Raw genomic sequence first — 17,226 nt, forward strand, 5'->3', positions numbered from 1 at the left:
TAATATAAGAATCTCTATCTATGCCATGCGCGAATTAATAATATGGCGTGGTATTGAAAGACTGGACACCTTATTAAAGCGGCGATGGTTGGCGAGAGCCAAAATAACAATAGAAACTTTGATGTTAGGAGTCTGCTCTTTTGAGTAGGCTTTTTTATTTATTGTAAATTAATGAAATTTAAGGTGATTCAAAGCCACCTGATAAAGGTTTTTGAACTTACCTATATGATAAGATAAATAGGATAGAGAAAGGTTGTGACTGTATGGACAACAAAAAAATGCAGCAATTAATTTCGAAAGAACTTAGCATCCGACCAAAACAAGTAGAATCGGTTATCGAATTGCTAGAAGGCTCAAATACAGTGCCGTTTATAGCGCGCTATCGTAAAGAAGCAACTGGTTCACTTGATGAAGTCCAGATTAAAGCAATCGAAGATCGTTATCAGTATTTACAACAACTACAACAACGAAAAGAAGAAGTACTTCGCCTTATTGATGAACAAGGCAAACTAACTGAAGAACTTAAAAAAGATATAGAGGCGGCATCCATTTTAAAAAGAGTGGAAGATTTATATCGTCCCTATAAACAAAAGCGTAGAACAAAAGCGACAATTGCTAAAGAAAAGGGGTTAGAGCCTTTAGCGGATGAATTGATGAAATTTGAATTAACTTCACTAGCTGAGTTAGCTGCACCTTACATTAATGAAAATGTGGAGTCAATAGAGGAAGCATTACAAGGTGCTAGCGATATTTTAGCAGAACGTTTTGCAGATGATGCAGCTATTCGTGAGAAAATTCGTAAGCTATCATGGCAAAATGGCAAGATTCTTTCGGCAGTAAAAGATCAAAGTTTAGACGAAAAATCAGTCTATGAAATGTACTATGAATATGAAGAACCAATTAATAAAATTGTTCCTCATCGCATACTAGCTATTAATCGTGGTGAAAAAGAAGACATTTTGAAAATCAATATAGCTGTACCAGTAGAGCGTGTACATCAATTGATGTGTACAGAATGGATTCCGCGTACATCCTCACCAGCAGCCAAACAAGTTGAATTAGCCGTTGAAGATGCATACAAACGATTAATTCAGCCTTCAATTGAAAGAGAATTGCGCGGAGAGTTGACGGAGAAGGCAGAGGCTCAAGCAATTCATATTTTCTCTGAAAATTTACGTAACCTACTATTACAACCTCCATTAAAAGATCGCTTTGTATTGGGACTTGACCCAGCATATCGAACGGGTTGTAAATTAGCTGTAGTGGATGACATGGGTAAAATGCTTGAAATCTCTGTTATCTATCCACATCCGCCAAAAGCGGATCCAGTGCAATCCAAGAAGGTATTCAAGGACATATTGCAAAGGTATCCTATATCTATTATCGCTATTGGTAATGGGACAGCCTCCCGCGAGTCAGAGCAGTTTGTAGCAGAATGTTTGAAAGAATTAAATAGTGAAACAGCATTTGTTATTGTTAATGAAGCTGGAGCAAGTGTGTATTCCGCATCGGAAGTAGCACGGGATGAGTTTCCGGATTTACAAGTTGAACAACGTAGTGCTGTTTCGATTGCGAGAAGATTACAAGATCCGCTGGCTGAGCTTGTGAAAATTGAACCGAAGGCAGTAGGTGTTGGGCAATACCAGCATGACGTATCTCAGAAAAAGCTTGCAGACTCTTTAACATTTATCGTTGAAACAGCTGTTAACCAAGTAGGTGTAGATGTGAATACTGCATCATCTTCACTTTTACAATATGTTTCAGGGTTATCAAAAACAGTAGCAGAAAACATTGTTAAAGTCCGTGGTGAAAATGGGAAGTTTACAGCTCGTACACAGTTGAAGAAAATTCCGCGTCTGGGGGCTAAAACGTATGAACAAGCAATCGGTTTCTTACGAATTTCTGAAGCGAAAAACCCGTTAGATGCAACGGGTATTCACCCAGAAAGTTATGACCTTGCAAACCAACTACTTGAAGTTGCTTCTATTAAGAAGGAACAGCTAGGTACAACAGAAGCTGAAAAAGCGCTAGCAAACTTAGATATTTCAACTTTGAGCTCCCAGTTGGATATAGGTGAAGTAACGTTAAAAGATGTCATTGATACATTGATGAAACCTTCACGTGATCCACGCGACGCTTTCCCGCAACCATTATTAAAGAAAGATATTTTGAAAATGGAAGATTTGCAATCAGGAATGGAGATGCAAGGGACGGTACGCAACGTAGTGGATTTCGGTGCATTTGTCGATATCGGTGTTAAACAAGATGGTCTTGTCCATATTTCTAAATTAAAAAACGGCTATGTAAAACATCCTTTAGATGTAGTAGCTCTTGGCGACATCGTAACAGTATGGGTAGAAAAGATTGAAAAGGATAAAGGGAGAATTGCCTTAACGATGCTTCCCCCATCAAAACAAATCGATTAAAATAGCAGGAAAATAAACCTCGCTTTAAAGCGAGGTTTATTTTATAGAAGAAAGGGAAGGATAATATGACAGATAAAGAGCTACAAAACCTTGTAATAGAAATCTCTATAAATGTATTCCATAAATCATTTAGACATCAAGCTTATTTTAATAAGCGATTACGCTCTACAGGCGGTAGATACTTATTACGATCTCATAATATAGAGATTAATCCGAAAGCGTTTGAAAAGTTCGGTATTCAAGAAGTAGAAGGGATTATTCGTCATGAGCTATGTCATTATCATCTTCATATAGAAGGAAAGGGGTATAAACATCGGGATGCAGATTTTCGGTTTCTATTAAAAGAAACTAATGCTCCTAGATACTGTTCTAACTTAACAGAGATAACGGGGAAGAAGTCTAATAAAAGTTATACTTATATATGTATAAAATGTGGTACAAACTATGATAGAAAAAAAAGAATGAACCCCGCAAAATACCGTTGTAGCAAGTGTTTAGGGCACATTAAACAAATTGGTTGAAAGTTTTTTTAGAAAAATGCTTGACCTTTTCAAAATACCTGTCTATAATAATAAAAGTCGACAAGGTGATGACGACAAAATGTAACGAAATGCAACATATTTTTCCGAAGTAGCTCAGTGGTAGAGCATCCGGCTGTTAACCGGACGGTCGTAGGTTCGAGTCCTACCTTCGGAGCCATATGGCCCCTTGGTCAAGCGGTTAAGACACCGCCCTTTCACGGCGGTAACACGGGTTCGAATCCCGTAGGGGTCACCAATCTTTATATGGTCCGGTAGTTCAGTTGGTTAGAATGCCTGCCTGTCACGCAGGAGGTCGCGGGTTCGAGTCCCGTCCGGACCGCCATTTATTTTTGGGGTATAGCCAAGCGGTAAGGCAACGGATTTTGATTCCGTCATGCCCTGGTTCGAATCCAGGTACCCCAGCCATTTTCATTATTTTAGCTACGAGTCATTAGCTCAGTTGGTAGAGCATCTGACTTTTAATCAGAGGGTCGCAGGTTCGAATCCTGCATGACTCACCATTTTAACTTGACATTATGTTTTAAGGTGATATAATATAACCTACATGTTTCAATTAAAATGCGGCCGTGGCGGAATGGCAGACGCGCTAGGTTGAGGGCCTAGTCGAGGTTTACTCGGTGGAGGTTCAAGTCCTCTCGACCGCACCAAACACTTATAATATATAATATACGATATGCGCCCGTAGCTCAATTGGATAGAGCGTCTGACTACGGATCAGAAGGTTGTGGATTCGACTTCTGCCGGGCGCGCCATATTTTTTAAAAACATAATATTAATGCGGGTGTAGTTTAGTGGTAAAACCACAGCCTTCCAAGCTGTTGTCGAGAGTTCGATTCTCTTCACCCGCTCCAATATAATTTATGAACCTTGAAAACTGAACATGCAAGACGTTAATCAATAAATGTTTTTGAACATCAACTCTGTTGGTGGATCAAAACAAAAATAGATATCATCTTCGGATGATACGCTAGCAAAGCTAATGAGCTTTCAAACTACTTTTATGGAGAGTTTGATCCTGGCTCAGGACGAACGCTGGCGGCGTGCCTAATACATGCAAGTCGAGCGAATGATGAAGAAGCTTGCTTCTTCTGATTTAGCGGCGGACGGGTGAGTAACACGTGGGCAACCTACCTAGTAGATTGGGATAACTCCGGGAAACCGGGGCTAATACCGAATAATCCATTTTGTCACATGGCAAAATGCTGAAAGGCGGTTTCGGCTGTCACTACTAGATGGGCCCGCGGTGCATTAGCTAGTTGGTGGGGTAACGGCCTACCAAGGCAACGATGCATAGCCGACCTGAGAGGGTGATCGGCCACATTGGGACTGAGACACGGCCCAAACTCCTACGGGAGGCAGCAGTAGGGAATCTTCCACAATGGACGAAAGTCTGATGGAGCAACGCCGCGTGAGTGATGAAGGTTTTCGGATCGTAAAACTCTGTTGTAAGGGAAGAACAAGTACGTTAGTAACTGAACGTACCTTGACGGTACCTTATTAGAAAGCCACGGCTAACTACGTGCCAGCAGCCGCGGTAATACGTAGGTGGCAAGCGTTGTCCGGATTTATTGGGCGTAAAGCGCGCGCAGGTGGTTTCTTAAGTCTGATGTGAAAGCCCACGGCTCAACCGTGGAGGGTCATTGGAAACTGGGAGACTTGAGTGCAGAAGAGGAAAGTGGAATTCCAAGTGTAGCGGTGAAATGCGTAGAGATTTGGAGGAACACCAGTGGCGAAGGCGACTTTCTGGTCTGTAACTGACACTGAGGCGCGAAAGCGTGGGGAGCAAACAGGATTAGATACCCTGGTAGTCCACGCCGTAAACGATGAGTGCTAAGTGTTAGGGGGTTTCCGCCCCTTAGTGCTGCAGCTAACGCATTAAGCACTCCGCCTGGGGAGTACGGCCGCAAGGTTGAAACTCAAAGGAATTGACGGGGGCCCGCACAAGCGGTGGAGCATGTGGTTTAATTCGAAGCAACGCGAAGAACCTTACCAGGTCTTGACATCCCAATGACCGCTCTAGAGATAGAGTTTTCCCTTCGGGGACATTGGTGACAGGTGGTGCATGGTTGTCGTCAGCTCGTGTCGTGAGATGTTGGGTTAAGTCCCGCAACGAGCGCAACCCTTGATCTTAGTTGCCATCATTTAGTTGGGCACTCTAAGGTGACTGCCGGTGACAAACCGGAGGAAGGTGGGGATGACGTCAAATCATCATGCCCCTTATGACCTGGGCTACACACGTGCTACAATGGACGATACAAAGAGTCGCTAACTCGCGAGGGTATGCTAATCTCATAAAATCGTTCTCAGTTCGGATTGTAGGCTGCAACTCGCCTACATGAAGCCGGAATCGCTAGTAATCGTGGATCAGCATGCCACGGTGAATACGTTCCCGGGCCTTGTACACACCGCCCGTCACACCACGAGAGTTTGTAACACCCGAAGTCGGTGAGGTAACCTTTATGGAGCCAGCCGCCGAAGGTGGGATAGATGATTGGGGTGAAGTCGTAACAAGGTAGCCGTATCGGAAGGTGCGGCTGGATCACCTCCTTTCTAAGGATAATTACGGAAACAGATCTTGGATCTGTCGATTAACGTCTTGCGTTCAGTTTTGAAGGCTCATTGTAAAATGATCTTCAAAACCTTGTTCTTTGAAAACTGGATAAAACGACATTGAAGCAAATTAAGTAACACATTTTTTATTATTAAGTTTTTTAGGCTTAATAACTAACTTTTAGGTTAAGTTATTAAGGGCGCATGGCGGATGCCTTGGCACTAGGAGCCGAAGAAGGACGGCACTAACACCGATATGCTTCGGGGAGCTGTAAGTGAGCTTTGATCCGGAGATTTCCGAATGGGGGAACCCACTGTTCGTAATGGAGCAGTATCTTGACGTGAATACATAGCGTCTTGATGGCAGACCCAGGGAACTGAAACATCTAAGTACCTGGAGGAAGAGAAAGAAAAATCGATTCCCTGAGTAGCGGCGAGCGAAACGGGAATAGCCCAAACCAAGAGGCTTGCCTCTTGGGGTTGTAGGACACTCTATATGGAGTTACAAAGGAATGAGTTAAACGAAGCGGTCTGGAAAGGCCCGCCAGAGCAGGTAACAGCCCTGTAGTTGAAAGTTCATTCTCTCTTGAGTGTATCCTGAGTACGGCGGAACACGTGAAATTCCGTCGGAATCTGGGAGGACCATCTCCCAAGGCTAAATACTACCTAGTGACCGATAGTGAACCAGTACCGTGAGGGAAAGGTGAAAAGCACCCCGGAAGGGGAGTGAAATAGATCCTGAAACCATGTGCCTACAAGTAGTTAGAGCCCGTTAATGGGTGATAGCGTGCCTTTTGTAGAATGAACCGGCGAGTTACGATTACATGCGAGGTTAAGTTTTAGAAGACGGAGCCGCAGCGAAAGCGAGTCTGAATAGGGCGAATGAGTATGTGGTTGTAGACCCGAAACCAGGTGATCTACCCATGTCCAGGGTGAAGGTAAGGTAACACTTACTGGAGGCCCGAACCCACGTACGTTGAAAAGTGCGGGGATGAGGTGTGGGTAGCGGAGAAATTCCAATCGAACCTGGAGATAGCTGGTTCTCTCCGAAATAGCTTTAGGGCTAGCCTCGTGATAAAGAATCCTGGAGGTAGAGCACTGTTTGAACTAGGGGTCCATCCCGGATTACCGAATTCAGACAAACTCCGAATGCCAGTGATTTATGCACGGGAGTCAGACTGCGAGTGATAAGATCCGTAGTCAAGAGGGAAACAGCCCAGACCACCAGCTAAGGTCCCAAAGTAATTGTTAAGTGGAAAAGGATGTGACGTTGCTTAGACAACCAGGATGTTGGCTCAGAAGCAGCCATCATTTAAAGAGTGCGTAATAGCTCACTGGTCGAGTGACGCTGCGCCGAAAATGTATCGGGGCTAAACAATTCACCGAAGCTGTGGATGGACATCTTAGATGTCCGTGGTAGGAGAGCGTTCTAAGTGCTGTGAAGTCAGACCGGAAGGACTGGTGGAGCGCTTAGAAGTGAGAATGCCGGTATGAGTAGCGAAAGACGGGTGAGAATCCCGTCCACCGAATGACTAAGGTTTCCTGAGGAAGGCTCGTCCGCTCAGGGTTAGTCGGGACCTAAGCCGAGGCCGATAGGCGTAGGCGATGGACAACAGGTTGATATTCCTGTACCACCTATTTACCATTTGAGCAATGGGGGGACGCAGTAGGATAGGGTAAGCATGCTGTTGGTTATGCATGTTCAAGCAGTGAGGCGTGAAATGAGGCAAATCCCATTTCTATAACGTTGAGCTGTGATGACGAGGACGTATGTCCGGAGTTCCTGATTTCACACTGCCAAGAAAAGCCTCTAGCGAGGTAAAAGGTGCCCGTACCGCAAACCGACACAGGTAGTCGAGGAGAGAATCCTAAGGTGTGCGAGAGAACTCTCGTTAAGGAACTCGGCAAAATGACCCCGTAACTTCGGGAGAAGGGGTGCTCTAGTAGGGTGAAAGCCCGAGAGAGCCGCAGTGAATAGGCCCAGGCGACTGTTTAGCAAAAACACAGGTCTCTGCAAAACCGTAAGGTGACGTATAGGGGCTGACGCCTGCCCGGTGCTGGAAGGTTAAGAGGAGTGCTTAGCGCAAGCGAAGGTGCGAATTGAAGCCCCAGTAAACGGCGGCCGTAACTATAACGGTCCTAAGGTAGCGAAATTCCTTGTCGGGTAAGTTCCGACCCGCACGAAAGGCGTAACGATCTGGGCACTGTCTCAACGAGAGACTCGGTGAAATTATAGTACCTGTGAAGATGCAGGTTACCCGCGACAGGACGGAAAGACCCCGTGGAGCTTTACTGTAGCCTGATATTGAATTTTGATACATCTTGTACAGGATAGGTAGGAGCCAGAGATTCCGGAGCGCCAGCTTCGGAGGAGGCGTTGGTGGGATACTACCCTAGATGTATTGAACTTCTAACCCATGCCCCTTAGCGGGGTAGGAGACAGTGTCAGGCGGGCAGTTTGACTGGGGCGGTCGCCTCCTAAAGAGTAACGGAGGCGCCCAAAGGTTCCCTCAGAATGGTTGGAAATCATTCGTAGAGTGTAAAGGCATAAGGGAGCTTGACTGCGAGACCTACAAGTCGAGCAGGGTCGAAAGACGGGCTTAGTGATCCGGTGGTTCCGCATGGAAGGGCCATCGCTCAACGGATAAAAGCTACCCCGGGGATAACAGGCTTATCTCCCCCAAGAGTCCACATCGACGGGGAGGTTTGGCACCTCGATGTCGGCTCATCGCATCCTGGGGCTGTAGTCGGTCCCAAGGGTTGGGCTGTTCGCCCATTAAAGCGGTACGCGAGCTGGGTTCAGAACGTCGTGAGACAGTTCGGTCCCTATCCGTCGTGGGCGTAGGAAATTTGAGAGGAGCTGTCCTTAGTACGAGAGGACCGGGATGGACACACCGCTGGTGTACCAGTTGTTCTGCCAAGGGCATCGCTGGGTAGCTATGTGTGGACGGGATAAGTGCTGAAAGCATCTAAGCATGAAGCCCCCCTCAAGATGAGATTTCCCATTACGCAAGTAAGTAAGATCCCTCAAAGACGATGAGGTAGATAGGTTCGAGGTGGAAGTGTGGCGACATACGGAGCTGACGAATACTAATAGATCGAGGACTTAACCAAATTTTACTTAACGAACTTCAATGTAATTTATCCAGTTTTGAGAGAACAAGTTCTCTAAAAGAGAGTTTCAAGACACAAGTAGTACAAGGAAATGAACGAATGATAACCGGAATGTACTTTAGTACATGAGGATTTGAATGAGTGAAATTGACGTAGTAATACGATGTGTATTGGAAGTCTAATATAGTCTAGTGATGATGGCAAAGAGGTCACACCCGTTCCCATGCCGAACACGGAAGTTAAGCTCTTTAGCGCCGATGGTAGTTGGGGGTTTCCCCCTGTGAGAGTAGGACGTTGCTAGGCACATCAAAGCACAGCTGATTTAATCAGTTGTGTTTTTTTATTTGTCAAAAATGTAATGGTATATAAGATTTATATATCATTAAATGTAGTTTTTTATATTGTTATAAGTTTGGCGGGTTTGCGGGTTTTATTTTCCGAATCAGAGGAGAGCTGGATTAGTAGCTTCATTATTATGGCTAATTTAATTTGAGACATGGTAAACAGTGATCAAAATTTGCTTGGTAGGGAAATTTCTTTATTTAGGAAAGTTTGAGATTTACAATTATTGAATATTGCCATTTAAATAGAGTAAATGTAACTTCATTAGTGTAACTATTAATGATAGGTAGTTTAAAGTATTAGAAAAAGCTAGAATCATACAATATTAGCTGGATAAAGTAAAAATATTTTATGTAAAAGTAGTTTTTTTTATGAAAATCTATTGCTAAAGCGTAGATTAGCTGATATAATAAATCTTGTCTTAAAGAAATGGTCCGGTAGTTCAGTTGGTTAGAATGCCTGCCTGTCACGCAGGAGGTCGCGGGTTCGAGTCCCGTCCGGACCGCCATTTACTTTTAAATTCAAATGTAAACACAGCTAATGTAGCTGTGTTATTTTTTTATGTCCAAAAAATTTTAGCCCGTTCACTTTGAACATTTGCGGCGCTTTAGGTAAACTATAGTTAATGTAAGTTTGAGAGGATAAGGTCGAATGACAATGGAGATATTGGTTAATTCATTAGAAGAAACACAAAATCTTGCTTTGAAACTGGCTGATTTGCTGGAAGCGCAGGATACGATTACACTTGAAGGAGATCTTGGCGCAGGTAAGACGACTTTTACACAGTCTTTGGCGAAGGGATTAGGAATTACACGTACAGTAAATAGTCCAACATTTACAATTTTAAAGCAATATGAGGGTAGATTGCCATTCAATCATTTAGATGTCTATCGACTAGCTGATAGCGACGAAGATTTAGGCTGGGATGAATTGTTTTTCGGTGATGCTGTGTCTGTAATAGAATGGGCTCATCTTATTGAGCAAGATCTGCCAGCTGAACGTCTAGGGATTGAAATCCATCGAATAGATGAAAATAAAAGACGATTTTTATTGAAACCAATCGGTAAGCGTTATGAAAGATTGTGTGAGGAGTTAATGAAATGATTTGGTTAGGGATAGATACATCGAATTCCCCGTTAGCTGTAGCCATTGTAAAAGATGGTCAAGTTGTAGCGGAGGAAGTAGCGAATATTAAATTAAATCATTCAATTGGGGCTATGCCTGCAATTGAGCGATTATTTGAAAGAGCAAAGATGAAACCAGCTGAAATTGATGCAATTGCAGTTGGAGAGGGTCCTGGTTCTTATACAGGTGTGCGCATTGGTGTTACGATTGCTAAGACACTTGCTTGGACATTAAAGAAACCACTAGTTGGTATTTCTAGTTTAAAGCTCTTAGCAGCAAATGCAGCACTTTATAATGGAGTTGTATGCTCTATTATTGACGCGAGAAGACAAAATGTCTACGCAGGTGCTTATAATATGTCAGCAGGTCTAACGTCAGCAGTTGAGGATGGGCATTATAGCTTGCAAGGATTACTTGAAAATTTAAAGAACTTAAATGCACCAGTGATGTTCGTTGGACATGATGTGGATTTATTTTGGGAGTCAATCCAAGACCAACTAGGAGATCATGCAGTACGTGCACCTTTTACTTTAGATTTACCTAGTGCTAGTCAGCTAATTCAATTAGCTTCACAACAGGAATTGCCTGATATTGAAGCTGTACATTCATTTGTACCTCAATATCGTCGTTTAGCTGAAGCTGAGGCGAATTGGATAAAAGAGCAGAAAGGTCAGTAATAGGTGAAACGATGATTATTTATCGAGAGATGACAGTGGCGGATGTACCAGCAGTGCATGCAATTGAAGCTGAAGTATTCCCATCACCGTGGACGATGGATTCTTTTTATCATGAAATGACTACAAATACACAAGCTACCTATGTTGTTGCTGTGGACGGCACAGAGCAAATTATAGGGTTTTGTGGCATGTGGATTGTATTAGATGAAAGTCAAATTACAAATGTGGCAGTAACAGCATCTGCTAGGGGTTTAGGGATAGGTGAAGGACTAATGCGTGAAGCAATTCGTATCGCTCGTGAACGGGCAGTTGTCGTTATGAGTTTAGAGGTACGTGTTACAAATACAGTTGCCCAAAATCTCTATCGTAAACTTGGCTTTCAAGATGGAGGTATCCGAAAAGGATACTATACAGATAATCAAGAGGACGCTCTTGTCATGTGGGTGAATTTATAATGGAAAATCGATATATATTAGGAATCGAAAGTAGTTGCGATGAAACGGCAGCTTCTATTGTCAAAAATGGGTGTGAAATAGTGTCAAATGTAGTGGCATCTCAAATTGAGAGTCACAAACGTTTTGGTGGTGTTGTACCAGAAATTGCTTCAAGACACCATGTAGAGCAAGTGACACTAGTGATTGAAGAGGCATTGGCGCAGGCAAATATGAAGCCAGAGGATCTAGATGCGGTAGCAGTAACAGAAGGTCCTGGGTTAGTTGGGGCACTTTTAATTGGTATTAATGCAGCGAAGGCTTTTGCATTTGCTAATGGCCTCCCGTTAATAGGTGTACATCATATTGCAGGGCATATATATGCAAATGCTTTAATGCAGCCGATGGAATTTCCTTTACTTGCTCTAGTGGTATCTGGTGGACATACAGAACTTGTTTTCATGAAGGAACATGGCTCATTTGAATTGATTGGAGAAACTCGTGATGATGCTGCTGGTGAAGCTTATGATAAGGTAGCTCGCGTATTGAATATTCAATATCCAGGTGGTCCGCATATTGACCGTATGGCGCATGAGAGTGATGAAGCAGTTAAATTTCCCCGAGTTTGGTTGGAAGAGGATTCATATGATTTCAGCTTTAGTGGTTTAAAATCTGCAGTGATTAACTATAAGCATAATGCCGAGCAACGAGGCATCGAAGTAAATCCATTACATGTTGCTAAAGGTTTCCAAGATAGTGTTGTAGAAGTGTTAACAGCGAAAACATTACGTGCAGCGCGACAGTTCAATGTGAAACAAGTAATTGCAGCTGGTGGTGTTTCAGCTAATAAAGGTCTGCGTAAATCACTAGAAGAAACATTTGCTAATGAAGGTATTCCTTTTTATGTGCCACCACTTAAATTGTGCACAGATAATGCGGCAATGATTGCTGCTGCTGGTACATTTATGTTTGAAGCTGGAAAGCGTAGCGATATGGGAATGAATGGACGCCCAGGTATGGAATTAGTATCTTGGCATAAATAATATCACTTATTTACTAAAACTAAATTGTGTATGAGAAAAGATTACTTTCGTCAGAAAGTGATCTTTTTTTCATAAAATGGGAACAAGGGATGAAAAATACGAACATTCGTACTTATGCACAATCTGTGGATAAGTTGTGGATAATATGTGTGTTTTCAACATATGGTATTGTCTTTTACACAACTAAATGTGTGTAAAATAAATTTACGTTGTGGATAATGTGTATAACTATGTTAATATACTGGGAATAAAGGAGTTATAATGTGTATAACCCTGTGGAGAAAAAATACGTAAAATTTCTTCTTGACCTATATATGGGACATGAATTGTTCTTATACGACAAAAACCGCGTGCTCATCGACACGCGGTTTTCTTTTAAAACATTTCAAGTTGTTCGTTTAGTTCAAGCCATTCCATCTCAGCTGTTTCATGCTCTTCTTTGGTTTCATCAAGTTGATGTTGAAGGGCCATTACTTTTTCGTGATCAGGGAAGATTTCTGGATCGCACAGTTGCTCCTCTATGAAACGGATTTGCTCTTGATAGTTTGCCATACTATCTTCAATCTCTTCAATTCGTCGACGAATTTGACGTTCCTTCTTTTTAGCTTCCTTATCGATTTTTCCATTTGTCGTCACTTTTTCTGGAGCTTGCTCTTTTGGAAGAGGTATTGCTGCAAGTTTTTCAGCTGCTAATTCTTCAAGCTCTTTTTTCTTCTCTACAAAATAATCATAATCACCTAAATATTCAAAGCTACCATCAGCCGATAAATCAATAACTTTTGTAGCAATACGATTAATGAAATAACGGTCGTGGGAAACAAATAGTAAAGTGCCTGGATAATCGATGAGCGCATTTTCCAATATTTCCTTACTATCTAAGTCTAAATGGTTCGTCGGTTCATCAAGAATAAGGAAATTACATTTTTGAAGCATCAGTTTCGCGAGTGCAAGACGTGCTTTTTCCCCACCCGATAAATCTTGTACGATTTTACTGACGTCATCACCAGAGAATAGGAAGCGACCTAGCACTGTGCGAATGTCTTTTTCGTTCATTAATGGCCATTCATCCCAAAGCTCTTTTAAAACAGTTTTGTTGCTTGTAAGCTTCGCTTGCTCCTGGTCATAATAACCGATTTGAATATTCGTACCATAATGAATGTCTCCCGCAATGACAGGTTTGTCCTTTACAATGGTTTTTAGTAGTGTAGATTTACCAACACCATTTGGTCCAACAAGGGCAATGCGATCTTCGCGGAAAATACGCATATTAATATGTTGAGATACTAATTTCCCATCATAGCCTATTGCTACATCATTTACTGCCAGTACATCATTACCACTTTGTCGGTCGATGCCAAAGGTAAATGTCGCTGATTTCTCATCGCCATCAGGTGAATCCATCCAATCAGTCTTCTCTAACACTTTACGTCGGCTTTGTGCCATTTTCGTCGTTGAAGCACGAGCGATATTTTTTTGGATAAAGACTTCTAATTTTGCCTTTTCATCTTGTTGCTTTTCGAATAGTTTCATATCACGTTCATAGTTTTTCGCCTTCTCATCTAAGTAGCGACTATAGTTACCTGTGAACTTTGTGACATGATGACGAGAAACTTCGTAAACAATAGATACAACTTGGTCCAAGAAATAGCGGTCATGTGATACGATTAAAATAGCGCCGTCATAATTTTTTAAATAGTTTTCAAGCCAGCTTAATGTTTCAATATCTAGATGGTTTGTAGGTTCATCCAAGATTAACAAATCAGGCTTAGTTAAAAGAAGCTTTGCAAGGGCAAGACGGGTACGTTGCCCACCAGAAAGGGCAGAAATATACTTGTCATAATCAGCTGGATAGAATTGCATACCATGCAAAACGGAGCGTGTATCGGCTTCGTATTGATAGCCACCTTGCTCTTTGAAGTCATGCTGTAACTGATCGTACTCAGCCATTACCTTAGCATAAGTTTCTGCATCCTCATAAACAGCAGGATCAGCCATTTTATGCTCTAAGTTTCGTAACTGCTGTTCTTGTTTTTTTATCGGTTCGAAAATAGTCATCATTTCTTCCCATATAGTTAGAGAAGATTCTAAACCAGCATGTTGTTCTAAATATCCTAGGCGAACATCTTTTGGCATAATGATATCACCAGAATCATAAGAAAGCTGACCCGCTATAATTTTCAGTAATGTAGATTTACCAGCGCCGTTACGGCCAACAAGTGCAACACGATCTCGATGCTGTACTTCTAGCTTAACGCCGCTTAAAATTTCATCCGCAATGTAAGATTTATATAATTGATTGACTTGTAAAACAATCATTTTAGACACCTCAGTTCAATCTTAGTTTATCGGATTGCGCAGTTGGGTGCAATGAGATAACTTTACAGGATAACAATCGTCATGTAATATTGAAACGATTTCGGATTGATTGCAGGAGGAAACTGTGTGAAACACGAAACAACTAAAATTCCACAAGCTACGACAAAAAGGCTTCCTCTCTATTATCGATTTATTCAAAACTTCGCTAAAGCAGGGCAGGAACGCGTCTCTTCAAAGGAATTAAGTGAAGCGATGAAAATTGATTCTGCGACCATTCGTAGAGACTTTTCTCATTTTGGAGCGCTTGGCAAAAAGGGCTACGGCTACGATGTCCAAAAAATGCTAGCGTTTTTTAGAAATATATTAGACCAAGATGAGCGTATGAATGTAGCACTAATAGGGGTAGGGAATTTAGGGAATGCCTTTTTGAAATATAACTTTCAAAAGAATCATAATACAAAAATTGTTGTTGCATTTGATACAAAAGCTCCGCTAGAAGGTAAAATGATAAGTGGTATACCTGTGTATCATCCGGATGCGTTAGAGGACAAGTTTGTTGAGTACGGAGCAGAGCTTCCTATCTTAACTGTACCATCACGCTCTGCACAGATGATGACAGATCGTTTAGTGAAGATGAATGTTAGAGGTATATTAAACTTCACACCGATTAGAATATCAGTACCGGATTCAATTCGGGTGCATACGATTGACTTATCTATCGAGTTACAAACGCTTATATACTTCATGCGAAATGATGAAGAATAACTCGAAATATTCACATTTATAAAATAGCATAATTTAGCGAAATGAGTTAAAATAAGAAGATATTATGAGGAGGTGTCTGTTATGGTTGGCCCAGGGAGTGCTATTATCATAGGGACTGTAGCCCTACTTATTTTCGGACCGAAGAAATTACCTGAGCTTGGAAAAGCAATGGGTTCTACTCTCCGCGAATTCAAAAACGCTACTAAAGGTTTAGCAGAAGACGAAGAGGATACAAAAAAAGTCGTCGATGTTAAAAAAGAAGAAAAATAAGTTAGGATGTTAGTTGGATGAACAATAATGAACTAACGATAATCGAACATATAGAAGAATTAAGAAAACGGCTATATATTGTTGCCGTTTTCTTTGTTATTAGTGTTATCGGTAGCTTCTTTTTAGCTGAACCGTTAATCCACTTTTTACAATTTAATAGTGAAGAAGCACAACAACTACAATTGCATTCATTTAAAGTAACAGATCCAGTAAAGGTCTATTTCCAAGTTATTTTCATTCTATCTGTTGTCATAACATCGCCTGTTATTTTGTATCAGATTTGGTCATTTATTAGTCCAGGTTTATATGAAAAAGAACGTAGAGTAACACTAAGCTATATTCCATACAGTGTATTACTATTCTTGGGAGGCGTCGTGTTCTCATATGAACTATTGTTCCCTTATATTATTAAGTTTATGATGCAAATGTCTGTGGAATTAGATGTGCAACAAACGATAGGAATCAATGAATACTTCGAATTTTTAATGCAAATCACCTTGCCATTCGGAGTAATATTCCAATTGCCAATAGTGGTCTTATTCCTTACACGCTTAGGTATAATCACACCAATGATGTTGACTAAAGTACGAAAATACGCGTACTTTATCTTACTAATCATTGCGGCTATCATTACCCCACCAGATATTATGTCTCATATGTTTGTAACATTACCGCTTTGTATTTTATATGAGATTAGTATCCTTATTTCTCGTGTAGGCTACCGCAAGTATTTAAAAGCGGAACAGCAACGCCAAATTGAATTGGCAAACAATCCTTCTACTGATGAATAATCAGTAGAAGGATTTTTTATTTGGAAAATTAAAAATAGATGAGGGAATACATAAAAAAACCTACTCCACAAAAGAGTAGGTCGGCAATCTTACTGTCCTAAAAACTTCATAAGATCATCTTGATAAAGTTGAACTAAAGTTACAAAGCCATTTAGCATCATATGCGCAATAATCGATGTAATAATGCGTTGTGTCTTATGATATAAAAACGCGAATATAAAGCCTGAAATCGCATACAGTATGATGTGTGAAAAGTCGAAGTGGATCACGGCAAAGACAATTGCACTTACTGCAGCAGCAATAAAGAAATTTGTCTTTCGGAAAATTGAACCGAAAATAACACGGCGGAAGATAAATTCCTCTAAAATCGGTCCAAACACTACAATACCTATAATAGCTACTGGTGCCACATCTGCAATTTCAATTAAATTAGCTGTATTTTCTGAGCCAGTTTTTATGCCTAGACCTTGTTCGATGAGGGCACCGACTGTTTGGCCAAAGAATACGAGGAAGAAGCCAATTATACCCCAGCCGATTGACATAGGAATAGAAGCCTTTTCACCTTTAAAAACTTGCCAAAAACCTTTATCTCTCCTAACGAGAATGAGTGAAACGATTAGAGCGGTACCCATGCTGATGAATATCCACCAACCTTGGGTCATGAGAATAGCTGAGTTTAAACTAAGGTCAGGATTCATTTTCTGTATGAGCTTAAGAAGCGGTTTCAAAAAAAGAATAGATGACAGTTGCATAATAATGTAGACAATCAAAACAAAAAATGCGGTTTTCTTTGATTTCAAATTTAAAATCCTCTCTTAAAAAAGGTGTTATCTC

The 17,226-nt window shown here is 41.4% G+C and carries 11 protein-coding genes, 9 tRNA genes and 3 rRNA genes; 21 read left to right on the forward strand and 2 right to left on the reverse strand.

The window, feature by feature from the left end; genetic code table 11:
• Positions 1-263: 263 nt before the first annotated feature.
• From MKY02_RS01875 to tsaD, 18 genes are all read left to right on the forward strand, one after another.
• Positions 264-2,426, forward strand: a complete 2,163-nt coding sequence (locus MKY02_RS01875) for a Tex family protein (RefSeq protein ID WP_038185892.1) — start codon at positions 264-266, stop codon at positions 2,424-2,426.
• A 65-nt stretch (positions 2,427-2,491) separates the two neighbouring features.
• The gene (locus MKY02_RS01880) at positions 2,492-2,947 is read left to right on the forward strand and encodes a SprT family protein (protein WP_038185889.1); all 456 of its coding nucleotides are present in this window, start codon (positions 2,492-2,494) and stop codon (positions 2,945-2,947) included.
• Between the two features lie 103 nt (positions 2,948-3,050).
• A tRNA-Asn gene (locus MKY02_RS01885) sits at positions 3,051-3,125 on the forward strand.
• A 3-nt stretch (positions 3,126-3,128) separates the two neighbouring features.
• Positions 3,129-3,203 (forward strand) — tRNA-Glu (locus tag MKY02_RS01890).
• A gap of 10 nt (positions 3,204-3,213) precedes the next feature.
• A tRNA-Asp gene (locus MKY02_RS01895) sits at positions 3,214-3,290 on the forward strand.
• An 8-nt stretch (positions 3,291-3,298) separates the two neighbouring features.
• A tRNA-Gln gene (locus MKY02_RS01900) sits at positions 3,299-3,373 on the forward strand.
• Between the two features lie 19 nt (positions 3,374-3,392).
• A tRNA-Lys gene (locus MKY02_RS01905) sits at positions 3,393-3,468 on the forward strand.
• A gap of 60 nt (positions 3,469-3,528) precedes the next feature.
• Positions 3,529-3,615: transfer RNA gene (locus tag MKY02_RS01910), tRNA-Leu, on the forward strand.
• A 28-nt stretch (positions 3,616-3,643) separates the two neighbouring features.
• A tRNA-Arg gene (locus MKY02_RS01915) sits at positions 3,644-3,720 on the forward strand.
• A gap of 25 nt (positions 3,721-3,745) precedes the next feature.
• A tRNA-Gly gene (locus MKY02_RS01920) sits at positions 3,746-3,819 on the forward strand.
• A gap of 146 nt (positions 3,820-3,965) precedes the next feature.
• A 16S ribosomal RNA gene (locus tag MKY02_RS01925) occupies positions 3,966-5,518 on the forward strand.
• Positions 5,519-5,702: 184 nt separating this feature from the next.
• Positions 5,703-8,632: ribosomal RNA gene (locus MKY02_RS01930) — 23S ribosomal RNA — on the forward strand.
• 187 nt (positions 8,633-8,819) lie between these two features.
• Positions 8,820-8,935: ribosomal RNA gene (gene rrf / locus MKY02_RS01935) — 5S ribosomal RNA — on the forward strand.
• The 16S, 23S and 5S rRNA genes sit together here with 9 tRNA genes alongside, the layout of an rRNA operon.
• A gap of 470 nt (positions 8,936-9,405) precedes the next feature.
• Positions 9,406-9,482: transfer RNA gene (locus MKY02_RS01940), tRNA-Asp, on the forward strand.
• 143 nt (positions 9,483-9,625) lie between these two features.
• On the forward strand, positions 9,626-10,078 hold the full coding sequence (gene tsaE / locus MKY02_RS01945) for a tRNA (adenosine(37)-N6)-threonylcarbamoyltransferase complex ATPase subunit type 1 TsaE (RefSeq protein WP_038179489.1): 453 nt from the start codon (positions 9,626-9,628) through the stop codon (positions 10,076-10,078).
• The gene (tsaB, locus tag MKY02_RS01950) at positions 10,075-10,776 is read left to right on the forward strand and encodes a tRNA (adenosine(37)-N6)-threonylcarbamoyltransferase complex dimerization subunit type 1 TsaB (RefSeq protein ID WP_038179487.1); all 702 of its coding nucleotides are present in this window, start codon (positions 10,075-10,077) and stop codon (positions 10,774-10,776) included. The genes tsaE and tsaB overlap by 4 nt, the downstream gene beginning before the upstream one ends.
• Before the next feature lie 11 nt (positions 10,777-10,787).
• The gene (gene rimI, locus MKY02_RS01955) at positions 10,788-11,231 is read left to right on the forward strand and encodes a ribosomal protein S18-alanine N-acetyltransferase (protein WP_038179485.1); all 444 of its coding nucleotides are present in this window, start codon (positions 10,788-10,790) and stop codon (positions 11,229-11,231) included.
• Entirely contained in the window at positions 11,231-12,250 is a 1,020-nt protein-coding gene (gene tsaD / locus MKY02_RS01960; protein ID WP_076035290.1) for a tRNA (adenosine(37)-N6)-threonylcarbamoyltransferase complex transferase subunit TsaD, read from the forward strand. The genes rimI and tsaD overlap by 1 nt, the downstream gene beginning before the upstream one ends.
• Before the next feature lie 375 nt (positions 12,251-12,625).
• Here the strand turns inward: tsaD and MKY02_RS01965 are convergent, their stop codons facing one another.
• Positions 12,626-14,566: an ABC-F family ATP-binding cassette domain-containing protein gene (locus MKY02_RS01965; protein WP_038179481.1), complete on the reverse strand. Its 1,941-nt coding sequence runs from the start codon at positions 14,564-14,566 to the stop codon at positions 12,626-12,628.
• A 126-nt stretch (positions 14,567-14,692) separates the two neighbouring features.
• Between MKY02_RS01965 and MKY02_RS01970 the strand changes: the two genes are divergently transcribed.
• The 3 genes from MKY02_RS01970 to tatC all read left to right on the forward strand — a co-directional run bounded on the left by MKY02_RS01970 (position 14,693) and on the right by tatC (position 16,392).
• A complete protein-coding gene (locus MKY02_RS01970) occupies positions 14,693-15,331 on the forward strand; it encodes a redox-sensing transcriptional repressor Rex (protein WP_038179479.1) in 639 nt (212 codons plus the stop codon).
• Positions 15,332-15,412: 81 nt separating this feature from the next.
• Positions 15,413-15,601 carry a twin-arginine translocase TatA/TatE family subunit gene (locus MKY02_RS01975; protein ID WP_038179477.1) on the forward strand — a complete coding sequence of 63 codons (189 nt, stop codon included), beginning with the start codon at positions 15,413-15,415 and terminating at the stop codon, positions 15,599-15,601.
• Between the two features lie 17 nt (positions 15,602-15,618).
• The gene (gene tatC / locus MKY02_RS01980; protein ID WP_038179469.1) at positions 15,619-16,392 is read left to right on the forward strand and encodes a twin-arginine translocase subunit TatC; all 774 of its coding nucleotides are present in this window, start codon (positions 15,619-15,621) and stop codon (positions 16,390-16,392) included.
• 89 nt (positions 16,393-16,481) lie between these two features.
• Here the strand turns inward: tatC and MKY02_RS01985 are convergent, their stop codons facing one another.
• On the reverse strand, positions 16,482-17,192 hold the full coding sequence (locus tag MKY02_RS01985; RefSeq protein ID WP_051448553.1) for a CPBP family intramembrane glutamic endopeptidase: 711 nt from the start codon (positions 17,190-17,192) through the stop codon (positions 16,482-16,484).
• Between the last annotated feature and the right edge of the window lie 34 nt (positions 17,193-17,226).

Origin of the sequence: Viridibacillus sp. FSL R5-0888 (genome assembly GCF_038009105.1) — a bacterium.
In the GTDB taxonomy this organism is placed as follows: domain Bacteria; phylum Bacillota; class Bacilli; order Bacillales_A; family Planococcaceae; genus Viridibacillus; species Viridibacillus arenosi.